Raw genomic sequence first — 16,648 nt, forward strand, 5'->3', positions numbered from 1 at the left:
GCCAGCGCCTCACGAGCCAGTGCCTAATCAGCCAGGGCCGACCCCAGGATGTCGCGAAGCGCCTCAACCACCAGGTCGTGGTCCTGCAGTTGCGGCAGTCCGGAGACCGCCACGGTAGCCACCGCGCCCACGCCCGTGACGTAGATCGGAAAAGCACCGCCGTGTGCGGCATACCGGGACTGGTCGAACCAGGCGTTGTCTTCGATCCGGCCGCCACGGAGCCGGCCGCGCAGGCCCACCAAAAGGGACGGCACCTCGTACCGGGCAGCCGTACGCTGTTTGGCGCGGATCCAGTGGCCGTTATCAGGGGTGGCGCCCGGCAGTGCGACGTGGAACAGCACCTGGTCGCCCTTCGCAATCCCGATGGCGATGGGCAACGCCCGCTCCCTGCCCAGCTCAACGAGGAGCAGGCCCAGGTTCAAAGAATCGTCAAGCGAGAAGCCGGGGAACTGGAGCTCCCGGATCTCCGCCTCGACGCGGACAATCAACGCCTCCAGCGAGCCTTCCGGCTGCGCGTCGCTGGAATCAGGATCAAAGCCGGTCACATCAGGATCGAAGGCGGTCATGGCCCTCAATCTACCCCCGCCCGGTGTAAACTTGACCACGCCCAACTTGGGCAAAATAACGAGCGTTACCCAACCAAAAGCAACACTAAAAACGACAGGGGAGCGCCGCCGTCGGGCATCCTGGCACAGGCCGGGCACCGCAGGTGGGCGCTGAGAGTGCGGACCGCCGCAGACCCTCGAACCTGATCCGGTTAGTACCGGCGCAAGGGAGTCGAGTTCTCAAAGTGTCGCGGCTGCACGGCCACAGGCCGTCAGCCGGGTCCACTTTCCCCTCCTGTTTCCCAGGAGGATCACATGAGTACTGCAGCAATCAAGAAGTCCACCAGCAAGTCCTGGCGCGTCGTGGACATCGTCGTCGCCGCGCTGGTGGCCATCGCGGGCGGGGTCATCTTTTGGGCCTGGGACCAGGGAGCCGCCGCGCTCTCGGCACCCATGAACGCCGCCTACCCGCCCCTGACCGGACTGCTCGCCGGGGGCTGGATGATTCCCGGCGTGCTGGGAATGCTCATCATCCGCAAGCCCGGGGCCGCCCTGTTCTGCGAGACCGTAGCCGCCACCGGAGAACTGCTCATGGGCTCCCAGTACGGTGCTTCGGTCCTGTTCTCCGGTTTCATCCAGGGCCTGGGTGCAGAAATCATTTTCGCAATCTTCGTCTACCGCAAGTTCAACCTGCCCGTCTCCCTGCTGGCCGGCGCCGCGGCGGGATTCTTCTGCGGCCTGAATGACTCCTTTGCGCCTTGGGGCTGGAACATTGCCTACTCCGGCGCGGACAAGCTCGCCTACATCGTCCTCACCACCATTTCCGGCGCCATCCTGGCCGGCGCTTTGTCCTGGGTTGCCACCCGGGGACTGGCCCGCACCGGCGTGCTCAGCTCCTTCGCGTCCCGCAAGGCTGCCACGGAGCCCGTCTTCTCCTGATGGCACCCTCCCAGGATGCCGCCGGCACGGTCCGCCCTGCCGCCGTCACGGCCCGCGGCTGGGGCTGGCGGCATGCCGGGCGGGCCAAACCCGCCGTCCACGGCCTTGACCTGGACATTGCCCCCGGAGAACGGGTGCTTCTGCTCGGCCCCTCCGGCGCCGGGAAGTCCACACTGCTCCACGCGCTCGCCGGCGTCCTGGGGGACATCACCGACGACGGCGAGGCGAGCGATGCGGACGAGTCCGGTTCGCTGCTGGTGGACGCTGCCCCGCCCCGCTCCCAGCGCGGCCGCGCCGGGCTCATGCAGCAGGACCCGGAGACGCAGGTGGTCCTGTCGCGCGTGGGGGACGACGTCGCATTCGGCGCCGAAAACCTTGCGGTGCCCCGCGAGGCAATCTGGCCGCGCGTGCACGAGGCGCTGGCCGACGTCGGGCTGTCCCACCTCCCGCTGGACCACCCGACGTCGGCCCTGTCCGGCGGGCAAAAGCAACGCCTGGCGCTGGCAGGCATCCTGGCGATGCGCCCCGGGCTGATCCTGCTGGACGAGCCCACCGCCAACCTGGACCCTGACGGTGTGCTCGAGGTCCGCGACGCCGTAGCCCGCTCCCTGGACAAGACCGGGGCAACGCTGGTGGTGGTGGAGCACCGGGTGTCCGTATGGAAGGACCTGGTGGACCGGATCGTGGTCCTGCAGCCCGGATCCGCCGCCGATCCTGCGGTGCTCCTGGACGGACCGCCGGACCGCGTACTCATCGAGGCGCGGACCATGCTTGCCGCGGCGGGCGTATGGGTGCCCGGGTATGTCCCGGCGACACGTGCCCGCGCCGCCGTCCCGGCCCCCGGCGCAGGCACCCTCCTGCTGGCCGCAGAGCAACTGGCCGTCTCCCGCGAACGCCCCCGCCGCGAAGGCTTCCGGAAGATCCCGCCGGCACCCGTGCAGGAGGGCGTGGCCGCGCAGGTCCGCGCAGGGGAGGCCCTGGCCATCACTGGCCCCAACGGCGCCGGCAAGTCCACCTTCGCACTGACCCTCGCCGGGCTGCTGGAGCCGGTATCCGGAAAGGTCTCCGCTACCTTGGATCTCAGCCGCGGTGCCGGCATCGACCCCTACCGGTGGAAGGCCGAGCAGCTGATTTCGCGGGTAGGTACGGTGTTCCAGGAGCCGGAGCACCAGTTTGTCACCGGGAAGGTGCTTGACGAGCTGCTCTTTGGCCCCCGGCACCTGGGGCACGGGGCGGACCGGGTTGACGAGCTGCTGGAGCGGCTGCGGCTTACCCAGCTGGTGGACGCCAACCCCTACACGCTCTCAGGTGGGGAAAAGCGGCGCCTGTCCGTGGCAACCGTGCTTGCTGCGAGTCCCCAGGTATTGATCCTGGACGAGCCCACCTTCGGGCAGGATGCCAACACCTGGGCCGAGCTGGCATCGTTCCTGTCCGAGCTCCTGGATGCCGGCACGGCGGTGGTTTCCGTGACGCATGATGCCGAATTCACGGCGGCCCTGGGCGGGGCGGAACTGCGGATGGCGGCGGCGGAGGCGGTGGCGCCATGAGGCAGGAACTCATGCTGAGCGGCAACCGCGCCCTGCTGGCCCGCGCCAATCCGCTCAGCAAGTTTGCGGCGGTCCTGCTCATCACGGGGGTCCTGGCGCTGTCCATCGACTGGGTGTCGGCGTCCGTGGCACTGGCCTTCGAGCTTCTGCTGTTTCCCCTGGCCGGGCTCACCTTGTCCCTGTTGTGGCAGCGCGGGTGGCCGCTGATCCTCGCCGCAGCGGTGGGAGGCTGGAGCACCTCCATCCTGGCGCCGGACAGCGGAAGGATCCTGCTCGACGCCGGCATCTGGACCATGAGTGAAGGTTCCCTCCAGCTGGGCATCGGGTTCCTGCTGCGCGGTTTTGCCATCGCCCTGCCGGCGGTGCTCCTGATGAGCTGCACCGATCCCACGGACCTCGCCGACGCGCTCGCGCAGAAAGCCCGCCTGCCGCACCGGTTCGTCCTGGGTACCCTGGCCGCCATGCGCTTGGTGGGGCTCATGGCCGAGGAATGGCAGACGATCGGGATGGCGCGCCGTGCCCGCGGTGTGGGTGCCCGTGGGAGCGTGGGCCAGCGGGTGAAGGCGACGCTGGGGCAAAGTTTCGGACTGTTGGTGCAGGCCATCCGGCGTGCATCGAGGCTCGCCGTGACCATGGAGGCGCGGGGTTTTGGCGGCGGCAGCCGAACCTGGGCCCGCGAATCAACCTTCAGCGTGCTGGACCTCTGGGTGGTGTCCGGCGGTGTCCTGGTGGCCGGGCTTGCCCTTTTCGCGGCTCTTTCGGCCCATACATGGAACATGGTATGGCTGGGGAGTTGAATCCGAGGCAAGGTACTACGTATGCTTCCCTATCGCACCGGATGGGTACCATCCTCCCGTAGCCCCAGCGGGACTCCTCGGGTAGGCGTGAGGTCAGCCGCATAACTCATTTATGATATATTCGCGGTATGACCCAGGAAACCGCTGAACACGTTGCCGCCATGCTGAGGGACGCCCGGAGCGAGAAAGGGTGGACCCAAGGCCAGTTGGCCGCTGAACTCGGCACCAGCCAGAGCGCCGTGGCCCGGATGGAACAGGGCAAGCAGAACCTGAGCCTGAAAATGATCCACCGGCTGGAAAACATTTTTGACCGCAGCATCGTCAACGTGGGCAAGCCGCAGATGACGCACCTGCGCGTGGAAGGCGGGCGCACCCTGTCCGGTGCCGTGGATGTGAACAGCAGCAAGAACGCCGGCGTCGCCCTGCTGTGCGCCAGCCTTATCAACCGGGGCACCACGGTGCTCCGCCGGCTGGCCCGGATCGAGGAAGTCAACCGCATTGTCGAAGTGCTGACCAGTATTGGCATGGAGTGCACCTGGCTCAATGACACCGACCTCCGCCTGCGCCGGCCAGCGGTCCTGGACCTGGACGCGATGGACGTGGACGCCGCGCGCAGGACGCGCAGCGTCATCATGCTGCTTGGCCCCCTGCTGGACGAGTCGCGGGAGTACCGGCTTCCCTACGCCGGCGGCTGCGACCTTGGCACCCGCACCGTGGAGCCCCACATGCAGGCACTGCGCGAGTTTGGCCTTTCGGTGGAGGCCACGGCAGGTTTCTACACCGTCCAGGCACCGCCCGCGGATACGCAGGACCGCTCCTTCGTCCTTACCGAACGCGGTGACACCGTCACCGAGAACGCCATCATGGCAGCGGCGCACCGGGCGGGAACAACCGTAATCCGCAACGCCAGCCCCAACTACATGGTGCAGGACCTGTGCTTCTACCTGCAGATGCTCGGCGTCACCATCGAGGGCGTGGGTACCACCACGCTGAAGATCACGGGCCGGCCGGAAATCGACGCCGAGATCGAGTACTTCCCCTCCGAGGATCCCATCGAAGCCATGAGCCTCATCACGGCCGGCATCGTCACCAACTCGGAGGTCACCGTGCGCCGGGTGCCCATCGAGTTCATGGAAATCGAATTGGCAACGCTGGGCCAAATGGGGCAGGAGCTGGAAATCTCCGGCGAGTACATGGCCCGCAACGGCCGCACCCGCCTGGTGGACGTGACCACCAAGCCCTCGGAGCTGCGCGCCCCCGAAGACAAGATCCACCCCATGCCGTTCCCCGGGCTGAACATCGACAACCTGCCGTTCTTCGCGGTCATCGCCGCGAACGCCCACGGCCAGACCATGATCCACGACTGGGTCTATGAGAACCGGGCCATCTACCTGACGGAGCTCAACCGGCTGGGCGCCCAGGTCCAGCTCCTGGACCCGCACCGGATCTACGTCAACGGGCCCACTAAATGGCGCGCAGCCGAGGTGGGCTGCCCGCCCGCGCTCCGCCCGGCCGCTTGCCTGCTGCTGGCCATGCTGGCTGCCCGGGGGGTGTCAGAACTGCGGAACATCTACGTGATCGAGCGCGGTTACGAGGACCTGGCGGAACGCCTGAACACCATCGGCGCCAAGGTGGAGTACTTCCAGGACTGACCCATTCACGCTTCGTCATGAACAGCGGGCCCCGGGTCCCAACGGCCGCCGTCTGCCGCAGAATGTTGATATGCGTACGTTCGGCGTTGAGGAAGAACTCCTGATTGTTGATCCGGAGTCCGGGGAGCCGCTTGCCTTGGCGGATGCCCTCCTGGCCGGCCACCACGTGGCGGCGGACGATCTTCCCGTTGATCCGGACGTCCGCCATGCCGGCAATCAGGCAGATTACGACGAGGAGATGGGCTTGAGTGCCGAGCTCAAGCTTGAGCAGATTGAGACGCAGACCCGGCCATGCCGGGAGTACGGCAGCCTGCTGGAACAGATCCGTGCCGGCCGCGCGTTGGCCGACCAGGTAGCCCGGAAACACGGGGCCCGGGTGGCGGCGCTCGCCACCTCGCCCGTGGCGTCCGCCACCCACACCACGCCCGACCCGCGCTACGCCCGGATGCTGGAACGCTTTGGCCTTACCGCTCAGGAACAGCTGACCTGCGGTTTCCATGTCCACACCTTCATTGAATCGCCGGAAGAAGGTGTGGCTGTCCTGGACCGCATCCGCGACAAACTGGCGGTGCTGACGGCGCTGAGCGCGAATTCGCCGTTCTGGAACGGCGTCCCCACCGGCTTCGAAAGCTACCGCACGCAAGCCTGGAACCGCTGGCCAACAGCGGGCCCGGCAGGGATCTACGGAACGTATCCTGCCTACCGCCGGGTGGTGACGCGGCTGCTGGACAGCGGCGTCATGCTCGATGAGGGCATGCTGTATTTCGACGCCAGGCTTTCCCGCAACCACCCCACGGTGGAGGTGCGGGTGGCGGATGTATGCCTGCGTGCCGGGGACGCGGCGATTATCGCAGTGCTGGTCCGTGCACTCGTGGAATCCGCCAGCCGGGAATGGCGCGCCGACGTGGACCCTGCTCCCGTTCCCACCGTCCTGCTGCGGATGGCGTCCTGGCAGGCCAGCAGTGCCGGGCTCAGCGGCGAACTCCTGGACTTTGGCAACTTCCGGCCCGCGCCGGCCGCCGATGTGGTCCGTTCCCTGGTGGATTACCTGGCTCCCGTCCTGGCCGAACAAGGCGAACTGGCGCGTGCCCGGCAGGGAGTGGAGGACATCATCGCGCGCGGAACAGGAGCCGCTGAACAGCGGCGCGCCCGCGACAAGGCCGTGGCAGGCCAGCCGCCGGAGGACATGGGGTTCGGCGCGGTGGTCCGCCAAGCGGTGCACGTGACCATGCGTGACGCGCTGGACCTTTCGGACGTGGAGGACACTCCCGAGCTGCTGCGAGTGCGGCAAGCCTAGCCTCCGGCGAGCAGCGATTCGCGACGCGCAGTTTCCTTTTCGAGGCGCAGCTTCCATCCCGCTACGCACATACGGTGCGCGCCACGGAATCTGCGCGTCGCGAACCGGGTAGCGCGTCGCAGTCCTTAGATCTGCTTCAGTGCCTGTTCCAGGTCCCGAAGGAGGTCCTCGGGGTCCTCGAGTCCCACGGAGAGCCGGACCACGCCGTCACTCAGGCCGATCGCGGCACGCCCCTCCGGCCCCATGGCGCGGTGGGTAGTGGTTGCGGGGTGCGTGATCAGGGACTTGGCATCACCGAGGTTGTTCGAAATGTCGATAATCCGCAGCCCGTCCAGCAGCGCGAAGGCCGCTTCCTTGCCCGAGCGCCCGCCTGAAGGGGCGAGCTCGAAGGTTAGGACCGTGCCACCGGCGCTCATCTGCTTCGCCGCCAGCCCGTACTGCGGGTGCGACTTCAGGAGGGGATACTTCACCCAGCTCACTGCCGGCTGTTCCTCCAGCCATTCTGCGAGCCGCAGCGCGGTGGCGGACGAGTGGCTGACGCGCAGGCCCATTGTCTCCAGGCCTTTGGTCAGGACCCAGGCGTTGAAAGCGGACAGCGCGGGGCCGGTGTGGCGCATCAACTGCTTTACCGGTCCGTCGATGAACTCCCTGGTGCCCAGGATGGCACCGCCCATGACCCTGCCCTGCCCGTCGATGTGCTTGGTGCCGGAGTAGACGATGACGTCGGCGCCCAGGTCCCCGCAGCGCTGCAGCAAGGGAGTGGCAAAGACGTTGTCCGCCACCACGGTGGCCCCGGCCGCGTGCGCCAGTTCACTGACGGCGGCGATGTCCACGATCTCCTGCATGGGGTTAGACGGCGACTCGAAGAAGACGGCGGTGGTCGGTTTGGCGAGGGCTTCGCGCCACTGGTCCAGGTCCGGGCCGTCCACAAAGACCGTCTCCACGCCCCACCGTGGAAGGATTTCGCTCAGGACCACAAAGCACGAACCGAAGAGCGAGCGGGCGGCCACCACCCGGTCGCCGGCAGCCAGCAGGGCACCCAGGGCGGTGAACACCGCGGACATGCCCGACGCCGTCGCAAAGCACGCTTCGGTGCCTTCCAGCAGCCTGAGCCGCTCCTGGAAGGTGGCAACGGACGGGTTGCCGTAGCGGGAGTAGACAAAGCGTTCGTCCTCGCCGGTAAAGGCACGTTCAGCTGCTGCGGCGGATTCGTAGACGAAGCCGGAGTTCAGGAAGATGGCCTCGGACGTTTCCTGGAAGTTGCTGCGGTCCAGGCCGCCACGGACGGCCTGGGTGTCGGGATTCCAGCCGGGGGCGTCTGGGTTGAAGGTCACTTAGTTCTTTCCGAGGTTGGTGGGCAGGCCGCGGTTCTTCCAGCCGTTCACGGTCCGCTCGCCGTAGCGGTCCGGATCGCCTTCGAAACCCTCCAGCACGCTGTACGCGGTGAAACCGGCCTGGGTGGCTGCGGTGGCGGCGGCGATGGAACGCTTGCCGGAACGGCACAGGAATACCAATTCCGCGCCGCGGTCCTCCGGTGCCTGCTCTGACAGGTCCTTCATGAAGTCCGGGTTGGGGATGCCGCCGGGGAAGGTCCACTGGATGAACAGCGGATCGTTGTCCGTAGCCCTGGTGTCCGGGATGCCGATGTGGGCCCATTCGCCCTCGGTGCGGACGTCCACCAGGATGGCGCCCTGTTCCAGTTTGGCCCACGCCTCCTGCGGCGTCAGGTCTCCCGCGTAGCTCATGCGTGGCCCTCGCCGTCGAACTCGCCCTCAAATTCACCGTCAAGCTGGTCCACTGCAGTGGCCACGGCGGCGTCTGCCGACGCGATCGCGGCCGGCAGGACAACCGCCTGCGCCACGATGACCCGGGTGCCGTTGAAGGTGACTGCGGGGCTGCCGTGCAGCACGTATCCGTCTGCGAGCGCCGCCGAGATCCGCTCGCAGAATGCCCGGTCATCCGGGCCGGTAATCAGGCGGTAGGACAATTTCTCGTCAGGGGCGGGTGCGTCGGACACGACGGATCTCCTTCTTTCACGCTTGCAGCTCGAATGGGTCGATATGCCGAGTATTCACCTGAGGCACCCCGCCGCGAAAGGGAGGGTTGCCGACCGGCAAGTCAGGGCTTGGCACCGGTACTCATTACTCCCCAAAAACGTAACACCTGCCGCGGCAAGCCGCATCGCCCCGGTCGTCATGTTCCGTAATCGAGCCACCGGCTACGTAAGTGGAGCCGGCGGGGGCGGCACAAAGCTGGGGAAATTACGACCTCGCCGCTGGCTAGCTGGCAGCCTCTTCAAGGATCCCGGGAAGGTTAGACAAGTCCCGGGTTGCTGGCCAGGATGTAGTCGGCAGCGGCCGGGCCTTTCATGCGCAGTCCGTTGCGGCGGGGCGAGATCCTGTGTTTCATGGCTGTCCAGAAAGTGGACTCGGTGCCGGCCGCCTGCTCGTTGATGAAGCACCAGCTGGTGTACAGCCGTAGAGGCGGTCACCGTCGAGGGTGGTATCGCAGACGGATCTGAGGCAACCCTCCCGCTTCTGTCGGGGGACCGGAGCCGGCAATGACGGCTGGCCATGCGCCGCGGAGCGCCCCTGCGCCAGGCTATTCGAAGGACGTCCGGCGGCGGTCCTGCAGGCGGGTGTTCCAGATATCCGGCCGGTTCACGCGGAACCGGCGCCCCGTCAGGGCTTTGGCGTTAAGCCTGACGTAGTTGGCCTTTTCGCCTGGCTGCCACGGTTCCAGGCCGAGCCCGTCCACGGCATCCTTCACGCCCTGGTCCTCGAGGACCTCTGTATCGCCGCGCACCACCACGCTCCAGGCCTGTTCGGAGGCGGAGTCGTAGCCGTCGATCTCCAGCGCTGCCGGCCGTTCCATCCGGGCGCCCCAAAGCTTTGAGCCGGCTGCGGTGCGGAAGACGACGCTGCGCAGGTGGACGGCGTAGTTCACGGGGAAGATCTCGGGATGTTCGTCCACCACGATGGCCAGCCTGCCCACCGTGTCATTGTCGAGGAGTTCCCAACATTCGTCGAAGGACAGGTTTTCAATCGGCAGGTTTCGCGAGTCCATGGTCCACACCTTACGGGTGAAGCGGGAGCGGGAAAAGGGATTGGGCCGGTTGTTGCGGACTAGTGGACGCCGGCGAAAAGTTCGCTCAACTCGGCGGTCAGTTCCTTCTGCAGCGACGGCGTGCCGATTTCCTTCCCATCGATCCGGTTCACAGGGGCAAGCAGGCGGACGCTGGAGATCAGCCAGACTGCGTCCGCGTCCATGAGGTCCCTGGGCTCCAGCGGACCGTAGCCCAGTTCCCAGTCCGCGGCCTTGGCGGCAGCGAAGAGCGCACCCTGGGATGTCCCGGCCAGGATGCCGCTGTCCAGCTGGGGCGTGATGAGGCGCTTCACTGTTGTGCCGTCGTCGGACTTTTCCACATGCGCAAGCAGCACCGTGGATGTGGGCCCTTCCAGGACGCGACCATCGGAGGACAGGAAGATGACGTCGTCCGCGCCCTGCTTGTGGGCATGACGGAGCGCTGCCATGTTGACGGCGTAGGACAGCGTCTTTGCACCGAGGAGGAGCCAGGGTGCCCGTTCGGCCACGTCACTGTCGTAGCCGCGGTCAAGGAGGATGACGTCGATGCCCGTTTCGCGCTGCCGCCGGCCGGCAGCCCCGGCCGGCGATGCCTGCACCCAGGCGGTGGGGGTGGGCGCGCCTTCCACGCCGCGGGTCACCACCAGTTTGACCACCAGTTCATCAGTGGCAGGGTCCGCCGGCGGGTTCTCCGACCGGTGCCGGGCCACCGCAGCGGCAATGACGCGCCGCCACACGTCCTGGTCCGGGATGTCAAGGTCCAGGGCAGCGGCGGAGCCCCCCAGGCGGTCCAGATGCGCCTGCATCTTCCGCACCGTTCCACCTACGGCCAGCATGGTTTCGAAGACGCCGTCGCCCCGCGTGACCCCCAGGTCCGTGACCAGCAGTTGCGGTTGGGACGCATCGGCCACCCTGCCCTCGGGGAAAGCAGGATCAAGGAAGGCGAGAACCACGGGGGCGGCTGGAGAGGTCATGGCACCAGCTTAGTGCGGTGCCGCGGATAAGCTGGGCAGAGTGCCCCGGCCGGAAGCCGTCCTCCGGAGCCCGATTCCCCGGGAGTTATTGACGTGTTGTGGCCTTTTTCGCTTGCCGGCACCGCGCCGACGTGGGTGGTGGTGCTCCTGGGCTTCGCCGATCTGGTCATCAGGGTTTTGGCGCTGGGCATCATCCCCGGCAACAGGCGTCCCACCACCGCCATGGCCTGGCTGCTGGGCATCTTCTTCATTCCGTTCCTGGGCATCGTGCTGTTCCTGTTGTTCGGCAACTTCCGGTTGTCCAGGCGCCGCCGTGCACAACAGGAGCAGGTCAACCAGCGGGTCCAGGCAGGCACTTCGTCGCTCTCCGATGCCGAGAGTGACTACCAGGGCCCGGAATGGGTGAAGTCCGCCGCCGAACTTAACCAGAGGCTGGGTTCCCTGCCCATGGTGGACGGCAACTCGGTGGACCTTATTCCGGGCTACCCGGATTCCATCCTGGAGATGACCCGAGCGGTGCGGAAGGCGAAGAAATTCGTCAACGCCGAGTTTTACATTATGAGCACGGACCACATCACCGATGACTTGCTGACAGCCTTGGAGGAAGCTGCCGAACGCGGGGTGGAGGTACGGGTGCTCTTCGACCACATCGGCACGCTCCGGGTGAAAGGGTACAGGAACCTCCTCAAACGCCTGCGGGCCGGGAAGATCCAGTGGAAGCGGATGCTGCCCCTCCTGCCCATCCACGGCCAATGGCGCAGGCCGGACCTGCGGAACCACCGCAAGATCATGGTGATCGACGGCGAAATCGCCTTTACGGGATCGCAGAACCTGATCGAGCCCTCCTACAACAACCCGCGGCACCGCAAGGCAGGCCGCGAATGGGTTGAGCTGATGGCGTGCCTGCGCGGACCGATCGTGACAACCCTGAACGTCGTCTTTGCCACCGACTGGCTGAGCGAGACCGACGAGTCCCTGGAACACCAGCTGCAGTTGCCGGCCAACCCGGAGCCCGGCCACGTCACTGCCCAGGTGGTGCCCAGTGGCCCCGGGTTCATCACCGAAAACAACTTGCGGCTCTTCAACACCCTCATCTACTCCGCGCAGCACCGGGTCTCCATCTGCAGCCCCTACTTTGTCCCGGACGATTCGCTGCTGTACGCCATCACCACCGCGGCCCAGCGGGGGGTTGACGTGGAGCTGTTCGTCTCGGAGAAGGGTGACCAGTTCCTGGTCCACCATGCCCAGCGGTCCTACTACGAGGCCCTTCTCGAGGCCGGGGTGCGCATCTACCTGTACAAGGCACCGTTTGTGCTGCACGCCAAGCACTTCACCATTGATGACGAGGTGGCCGTCCTGGGTTCCAGCAACATGGACATGAGGTCCTTCTCGTTGAACCTTGAAGTCTCCGTGATGCTCTTAGGTGAGGACATCGTGAACAAGATGCGGGCGGTGGAGGACACCTACCGGGACATTTCCCACGAACTCAAGCTCTCGGACTGGCTCAACCGGCCGCTGGCCGCGCGGTACGTGGATAACGTGGCCCGGCTGACGGCCACGGTCCAGTAATTTGGATACCAAAAGCTAGTCGTCAACACTGACCCGCTGGCCGTCGTCGTGCCCTGCATGCTCAGGCCAGCCACCCTTCCGGTAGGCCGGCGTTCCCAGGGCAAGCACCAACACCGCCAGGGCGCAGCTGCCGATCATGACGCTGACCATGGACAGGGAGTTTCCGCCCAGGACCCCGACCAGCGGGCTCACCAGGCCGGCAACGCCCGACTGGAGGGCGCCGATCACTGCCGCCGCCGTTCCCGCCATATGGCCGTAGTTGTGCAGGGCCAGGACGGAGGCGTTTGCCGGAATCATGCCCTGGGCTGACAGGACCAGCCACAGCGCGGCCACCAGGCCGATCGCGCCACCTGCCCCTGTGGCCACCACCACGAGCAGCAGCAGGGCCAGGCCCAATTGGACCAGGAGGGCAGTGCGCAGGAGGCGGACCGGCGGGAACTTCCGGACCAGGGCGGCATTGAGCTGGGCCGAGAGCACAAGGGCGGCGCCGTTGAGGGCGAAGACGAGGGCGAACTGCTGGGCTGTGAGGCCGTACTCGTTCTGGAAGACGAAGGGCGAACCCACCACGTAGCTCATGATCAAGGCCAGCCCGAGCCCGGGAATGACGGCGAGGGCCATGAAGTGCCTGTCCCGCAGCAGCGACCAGTATGCACCCGCAACGTGCCGGGGGTGGCCCGGGCTGCGCCTGTCCTCCGGCAGCGTCTCCGGCATGAACTTCCAGACGATTGCCACCAGGACCACCCCAATGAGGGCCAGTGCATAGAAGATGGCGCGCCAGTTCCAGAACCCGGCGATTGCCTGGCCCACGGTGGGGGCCAGGAGCGGAGCGACGCCGATGACCAGCATCAGCCGGGACAGGAGCTGGGCGGCGGCGGAGCCGACGAAGCGGTCACGGATCACTGCCAGTGCCACCACGGCAGCGGCGGCGTTGAAGAAACCCTGCAGTACGCGCAGCCCCGTCAGCGTTTCGATGTTCGGCGTCATGGAGCACAGCAGCGAGATGACCACGTGCAGCGAGATGCCGATGACCAGCGGCAGCCGCCGGCCGAACCTGTCCGAGAACGGGCCGATCACCAGCTGTCCGATCCCCGCCCCCACCAGGGTTCCGGACAGCGTCAGCTGGACGGCAGTCTGGGTGGTCTGGAGATCGGCCTCCACGGCGGGCAGGGAGGGCAGGTACATGTCCGTGGTGAGTGCGGGAAGCGCGGCCAGGGCGCCAAGCATGAGGACGTACTTGACGCTCCGCGGTGCCTGCTTACTGGTGTTCTGGGGAAGGGAGGGGTCCGTCACGCGTTCAAACCTAACTTGTGTGAAAACACCCAGGGAATGGGTCCGCCGCCTGGCTTGAGCGGTTCAGCTGAGGTCAGGGGCGTACCCCCGGCGGCGTCTTCCTAAACGGGCGTCCGCAGTGTGGATGCCATGCCAAGCAGGCGGGTTGGCCGTCAGTCTTCAGGGAAGCCAGCGCCGAGGGTGGAGAGCACGCCGTAGGCCTTCGTCCGGATTTCCTCATATTCCTCGTCCGGAACGGAGTCCGAGGTGATGGCGCCGCCGACGCCGAGCGACAGTTCAGCCGTTCCGTCACCGTCCGTGGTGATCACCAGGGTCCGGATGGCGACGGCGAGATCAGCCGCCGCGTTGAGCGAAAAGTAGCCGATGGCGCCCGAGTACAGTCCGCGCGGCCCTGCCTCCAGGTGGTCCAGGATGGCCATGGTGCTGATTTTGGGGGCACCGGTCATGGAGCCTGCCGGGAAGCAGGCAGCCACCGCCTCGGCACGCGGTGCGCCCGGGAGGAGGCGGGCATCGATGGTGCTGACCATCTGGTGGACCGTGGCGTAGCTCTCGATCTCGCAAAGCCGGCTGACCGTGACGGAGCCGGGCTCCGCAAAGTGGCTGAGGTCGTTGCGCAGAAGGTCCACGATCATGATGTTTTCGGCCCTGTCCTTCAGTGAGGCGGCCAGTTCCATGCGGAGCAGGCTGTCCTCTTCGGGATCAGCAGCCCGGCGGCGGGTGCCCTTGATCGGCTCGGCACGCATGCCGCCGTCGGACGCTATTTTGAGGAACCGCTCCGGCGAGGTGCTGGCCACGGCAAGGGTTCCCAGCCGGAGGTAGCTGGCGAAGGGGGCAGGGTTCCTGTCGCGCAGCGCCAGGTACGTGGTCCATGGATCGAGCGAACTGGCCCGCACCCTTGCCTCTAGGGTAGTGGTCAGGCAGACCTCATAGGTGTTCCCTTGGGCGATTTGGTGTTGGGCCGCGGTGATCTTCTCCCGGTACCGTGCGCCCGTGTCCCGGCTGCGGAAGGCCGGCGCTGTGGAGGGTACGACGCCGGTGCTGCCGCCGGCCAGCGCTGCGGGTGGCCCATCCGCCGGCGGCTGTCCGCCGGTGTCCGCGGCCACCACTGCTGTCCGGGCCTGTGCCAGCCACTCGGCGGCGTCCGGTGCCTCCAGGGCCAGGAGCCAGGCGGTGCCCTCGGCATGGTCCAGCACCACCGCCCGCCCGGCGAAGATCAGGGCAGCGTCCGGGGTGGGCGCGGACAGGTCGCTGCCGCCCGTTTCGCGCTTCAGTTCGTAGCCCAGGCAGCCGAGCCAGCCCAGGGTGAACTCACAGGGATAGCCGGCGGGGGTGCGTACGGCCCGGCGCCCCCAGACGGTGTCCAGCCAGCGGAAGAAGGGGCCGGGGACCTTGGCAGTGCAGGAGCCGGTACTGATCAGGCTCACACCCGCGCGGTGCGTCACGAATTGTCCGAACGTGCCGCCGTCGTCCGCCATGATGCTGAACCGGCTGCGCTCGGCGGCGGTCCGCGCCGCCGGGTCCGCGGCGGCCTCCCCCCCAACGCCGTCCTCTACAGCGGCGTCCTCTACAGCGCCGCCCTGCACGGCCCCGCCCTGCACGGCGCCCGCGTTGGAGGAGTCCAGCCACACGGCGTTGGCCGAGCGGCCGTACAGCGACCGGAAGAGTGCGGGTGCGTCCGGGAGGGCGTCGAGGCGCTCGGCATGAATGCGGAGGCCGCGGCGTGCGGACAGTTCGGGGGCTAATGCCGGCGCCAGGGCCGGAAGGTAGGGGAGGAGCCGCAGCAGGTCCGCCGGCGCTGATCCGTCCGCCAGGTTTTGGACGCGGAGGTCTGCGTGGCCGGGTACGTCGTCCCGGCCCAGCCACTCTTCCTCCTGGGCAGCCCACTGGTCCCAGTACGGCTCATAGGTGGCGCCGTCGCGGTCCAGCGCCCGGGTCCGGCGGACGTCATCCGGAGACTCGGCCCAGACTATCGCGTCAAGCAGTGGCCGGGCAGCCTCGGCGGCGGCCCCCACTCCCTCCACGATGACGATCTCCGCGGGCAGGGTGACCCGGGCGTCGCCGTCGTAATGGTTTTCCCAGTCCCAGCTGGTCCAGGTGGCCGCCTCGCCACGGCTCAGCGGCGTGAGGACCGTGCTTACGTAGCGCTCGAGGCCTGCCGCCAGCCCATCCCACCCCGGGTAGATGTCCTCGAGGTGGAAGAGCGACACCTTGTGGTGGGCCCGGAGCCGGGCCGCAAGTTCGACGGCGAGGGTGGTCTTCCCTGCACCGGAGCGCCCGTCGACGGCGATGATGACGGGGGCTGGGCTCATGGACTAGAGCGTACCGTTTCCGGTGCCCGCGCCGCTTAGGGCAGCGCTCTGCTGCTAATGCGGTTGAAGCTGGGTGTTCTTGAGGACCGCTGCCTTGATGTGCCGGATCAGTCCCGGCAGGGCGGTGTGGATCTGGTGCCAGACGGCGTCGAAATCCGCGTGCCCGCCGTACCAGGGGTCCTCGATGCCCTGGTCCAGCCGGTCCCGGTCCGCCATGGCGGGATCGAAACTGCGGAGCATTTGGATCTTGTCCAGGGATTCCTGGTCCGGGGCGGCTTCACTGAGCCAGGCGTAGTGGTCAATGTCCAGCGCCAGGATCAGGTCCCGCTCGCGGAACCACTCGGGCTCCCACTCACGGGCCACGTGATTTTCTGACGCCAGCTGGGTCACCGCGAGGCGGCGGGCCGCGCGGGGATCGATGGGGCGGCCGGCCTCGTACCCGGTGATGCCTGCGGAGTCCACCTCCACCAGCCTGTCGAGGTCCTCGCGTTCGAGCGCTGCCTGGAGCATGAGCTCGGCCATGGGGGACCGGCAGATGTTGCCCGTGCAGACGGTGATGACGCGGTATGCGCTCGACGTTGAGGTCATGGGACTAAGCATGCGCGCTCCGACCACCTTTGGCTAGCCGGGTGTTCACAAAGTTTT

The 16,648-nt window shown here is 67.1% G+C and carries 15 protein-coding genes and 2 riboswitches; of the genes, 6 read left to right on the plus strand and 9 right to left on the minus strand.

Annotation, left to right across the window (positions count from 1 at the left end; all coding sequences use genetic code 11):
- Nucleotides 1–23: 23 nt before the first annotated feature.
- A complete protein-coding gene (locus tag J7I84_RS05510) occupies nucleotides 24–566 on the minus strand; it encodes a heme-degrading domain-containing protein (RefSeq protein ID WP_214941708.1) in 543 nt (180 codons plus the stop codon).
- A gap of 86 nt (nucleotides 567–652) precedes the next feature.
- A riboswitch (TPP riboswitch) is annotated at nucleotides 653–793 on the plus strand.
- Between the two features lie 67 nt (nucleotides 794–860).
- Between J7I84_RS05510 and J7I84_RS05515 the strand changes: the two genes are divergently transcribed.
- The 5 genes from J7I84_RS05515 to J7I84_RS05535 all read left to right on the plus strand — a co-directional run bounded on the left by J7I84_RS05515 (nucleotide 861) and on the right by J7I84_RS05535 (nucleotide 6,777).
- Nucleotides 861–1,484: an ECF transporter S component gene (locus J7I84_RS05515; protein ID WP_214941710.1), complete on the plus strand. Its 624-nt coding sequence runs from the start codon at nucleotides 861–863 to the stop codon at nucleotides 1,482–1,484.
- Entirely contained in the window at nucleotides 1,484–3,031 is a 1,548-nt protein-coding gene (locus J7I84_RS05520) for an ABC transporter ATP-binding protein (protein ID WP_214941712.1), read from the plus strand. Before J7I84_RS05515 ends, J7I84_RS05520 begins: the two co-directional genes overlap by 1 nt.
- On the plus strand, nucleotides 3,028–3,828 hold the full coding sequence (locus tag J7I84_RS05525; RefSeq protein WP_214941714.1) for an energy-coupling factor transporter transmembrane protein EcfT: 801 nt from the start codon (nucleotides 3,028–3,030) through the stop codon (nucleotides 3,826–3,828). The genes J7I84_RS05520 and J7I84_RS05525 overlap by 4 nt, the downstream gene beginning before the upstream one ends.
- 128 nt (nucleotides 3,829–3,956) lie before the next feature.
- A complete protein-coding gene (locus tag J7I84_RS05530; protein ID WP_214941717.1) occupies nucleotides 3,957–5,480 on the plus strand; it encodes a UDP-N-acetylglucosamine 1-carboxyvinyltransferase in 1,524 nt (507 codons plus the stop codon).
- Between the two features lie 70 nt (nucleotides 5,481–5,550).
- Entirely contained in the window at nucleotides 5,551–6,777 is a 1,227-nt protein-coding gene (locus J7I84_RS05535) for a glutamate--cysteine ligase (protein ID WP_214941719.1), read from the plus strand.
- Between the two features lie 125 nt (nucleotides 6,778–6,902).
- Here the strand turns inward: J7I84_RS05535 and J7I84_RS05540 are convergent, their stop codons facing one another.
- The 5 genes from J7I84_RS05540 to J7I84_RS05565 form a co-directional block, all read right to left on the minus strand.
- Complete coding sequence (locus tag J7I84_RS05540) at nucleotides 6,903–8,111, minus strand: O-succinylhomoserine sulfhydrylase (RefSeq protein WP_214941722.1); 1,209 nt, start codon at nucleotides 8,109–8,111, stop codon at nucleotides 6,903–6,905.
- A complete protein-coding gene (locus J7I84_RS05545) occupies nucleotides 8,112–8,522 on the minus strand; it encodes a rhodanese-like domain-containing protein (RefSeq protein WP_214941725.1) in 411 nt (136 codons plus the stop codon). It abuts the gene before it with no gap.
- Complete coding sequence (locus J7I84_RS05550) at nucleotides 8,519–8,794, minus strand: DUF1737 domain-containing protein (protein WP_214941730.1); 276 nt, start codon at nucleotides 8,792–8,794, stop codon at nucleotides 8,519–8,521. The genes J7I84_RS05545 and J7I84_RS05550 overlap by 4 nt, the downstream gene beginning before the upstream one ends.
- 13 nt (nucleotides 8,795–8,807) lie before the next feature.
- A riboswitch (SAM riboswitch) is annotated at nucleotides 8,808–8,923 on the minus strand.
- Nucleotides 8,924–9,378: 455 nt separating this feature from the next.
- Nucleotides 9,379–9,843, minus strand: a complete 465-nt coding sequence (locus J7I84_RS05560; RefSeq protein WP_214941733.1) for a pyridoxamine 5'-phosphate oxidase family protein — start codon at nucleotides 9,841–9,843, stop codon at nucleotides 9,379–9,381.
- Between the two features lie 59 nt (nucleotides 9,844–9,902).
- The gene (locus J7I84_RS05565; RefSeq protein ID WP_214941736.1) at nucleotides 9,903–10,835 is read right to left on the minus strand and encodes an aminodeoxychorismate lyase; all 933 of its coding nucleotides are present in this window, start codon (nucleotides 10,833–10,835) and stop codon (nucleotides 9,903–9,905) included.
- Nucleotides 10,836–10,928: 93 nt separating this feature from the next.
- Between J7I84_RS05565 and cls the strand changes: the two genes are divergently transcribed.
- Complete coding sequence (cls, locus tag J7I84_RS05570) at nucleotides 10,929–12,404, plus strand: cardiolipin synthase (RefSeq protein WP_396020035.1); 1,476 nt, start codon at nucleotides 10,929–10,931, stop codon at nucleotides 12,402–12,404.
- Between the two features lie 15 nt (nucleotides 12,405–12,419).
- Here the strand turns inward: cls and J7I84_RS05575 are convergent, their stop codons facing one another.
- The 3 genes from J7I84_RS05575 to J7I84_RS05585 form a co-directional block, all read right to left on the minus strand.
- A complete protein-coding gene (locus J7I84_RS05575; protein WP_214941741.1) occupies nucleotides 12,420–13,694 on the minus strand; it encodes a multidrug effflux MFS transporter in 1,275 nt (424 codons plus the stop codon).
- 152 nt (nucleotides 13,695–13,846) lie between these two features.
- The gene (gene pabB / locus J7I84_RS05580) at nucleotides 13,847–16,003 is read right to left on the minus strand and encodes an aminodeoxychorismate synthase component I (RefSeq protein ID WP_214941744.1); all 2,157 of its coding nucleotides are present in this window, start codon (nucleotides 16,001–16,003) and stop codon (nucleotides 13,847–13,849) included.
- Between the two features lie 54 nt (nucleotides 16,004–16,057).
- The gene (locus tag J7I84_RS05585; protein WP_214941747.1) at nucleotides 16,058–16,591 is read right to left on the minus strand and encodes a low molecular weight protein-tyrosine-phosphatase; all 534 of its coding nucleotides are present in this window, start codon (nucleotides 16,589–16,591) and stop codon (nucleotides 16,058–16,060) included.
- Nucleotides 16,592–16,648 lie beyond the last annotated feature (57 nt).

This window comes from Arthrobacter sp. ISL-85, assembly GCF_018613675.1.
GTDB lineage: Bacteria > Actinomycetota > Actinomycetes > Actinomycetales > Micrococcaceae > Arthrobacter.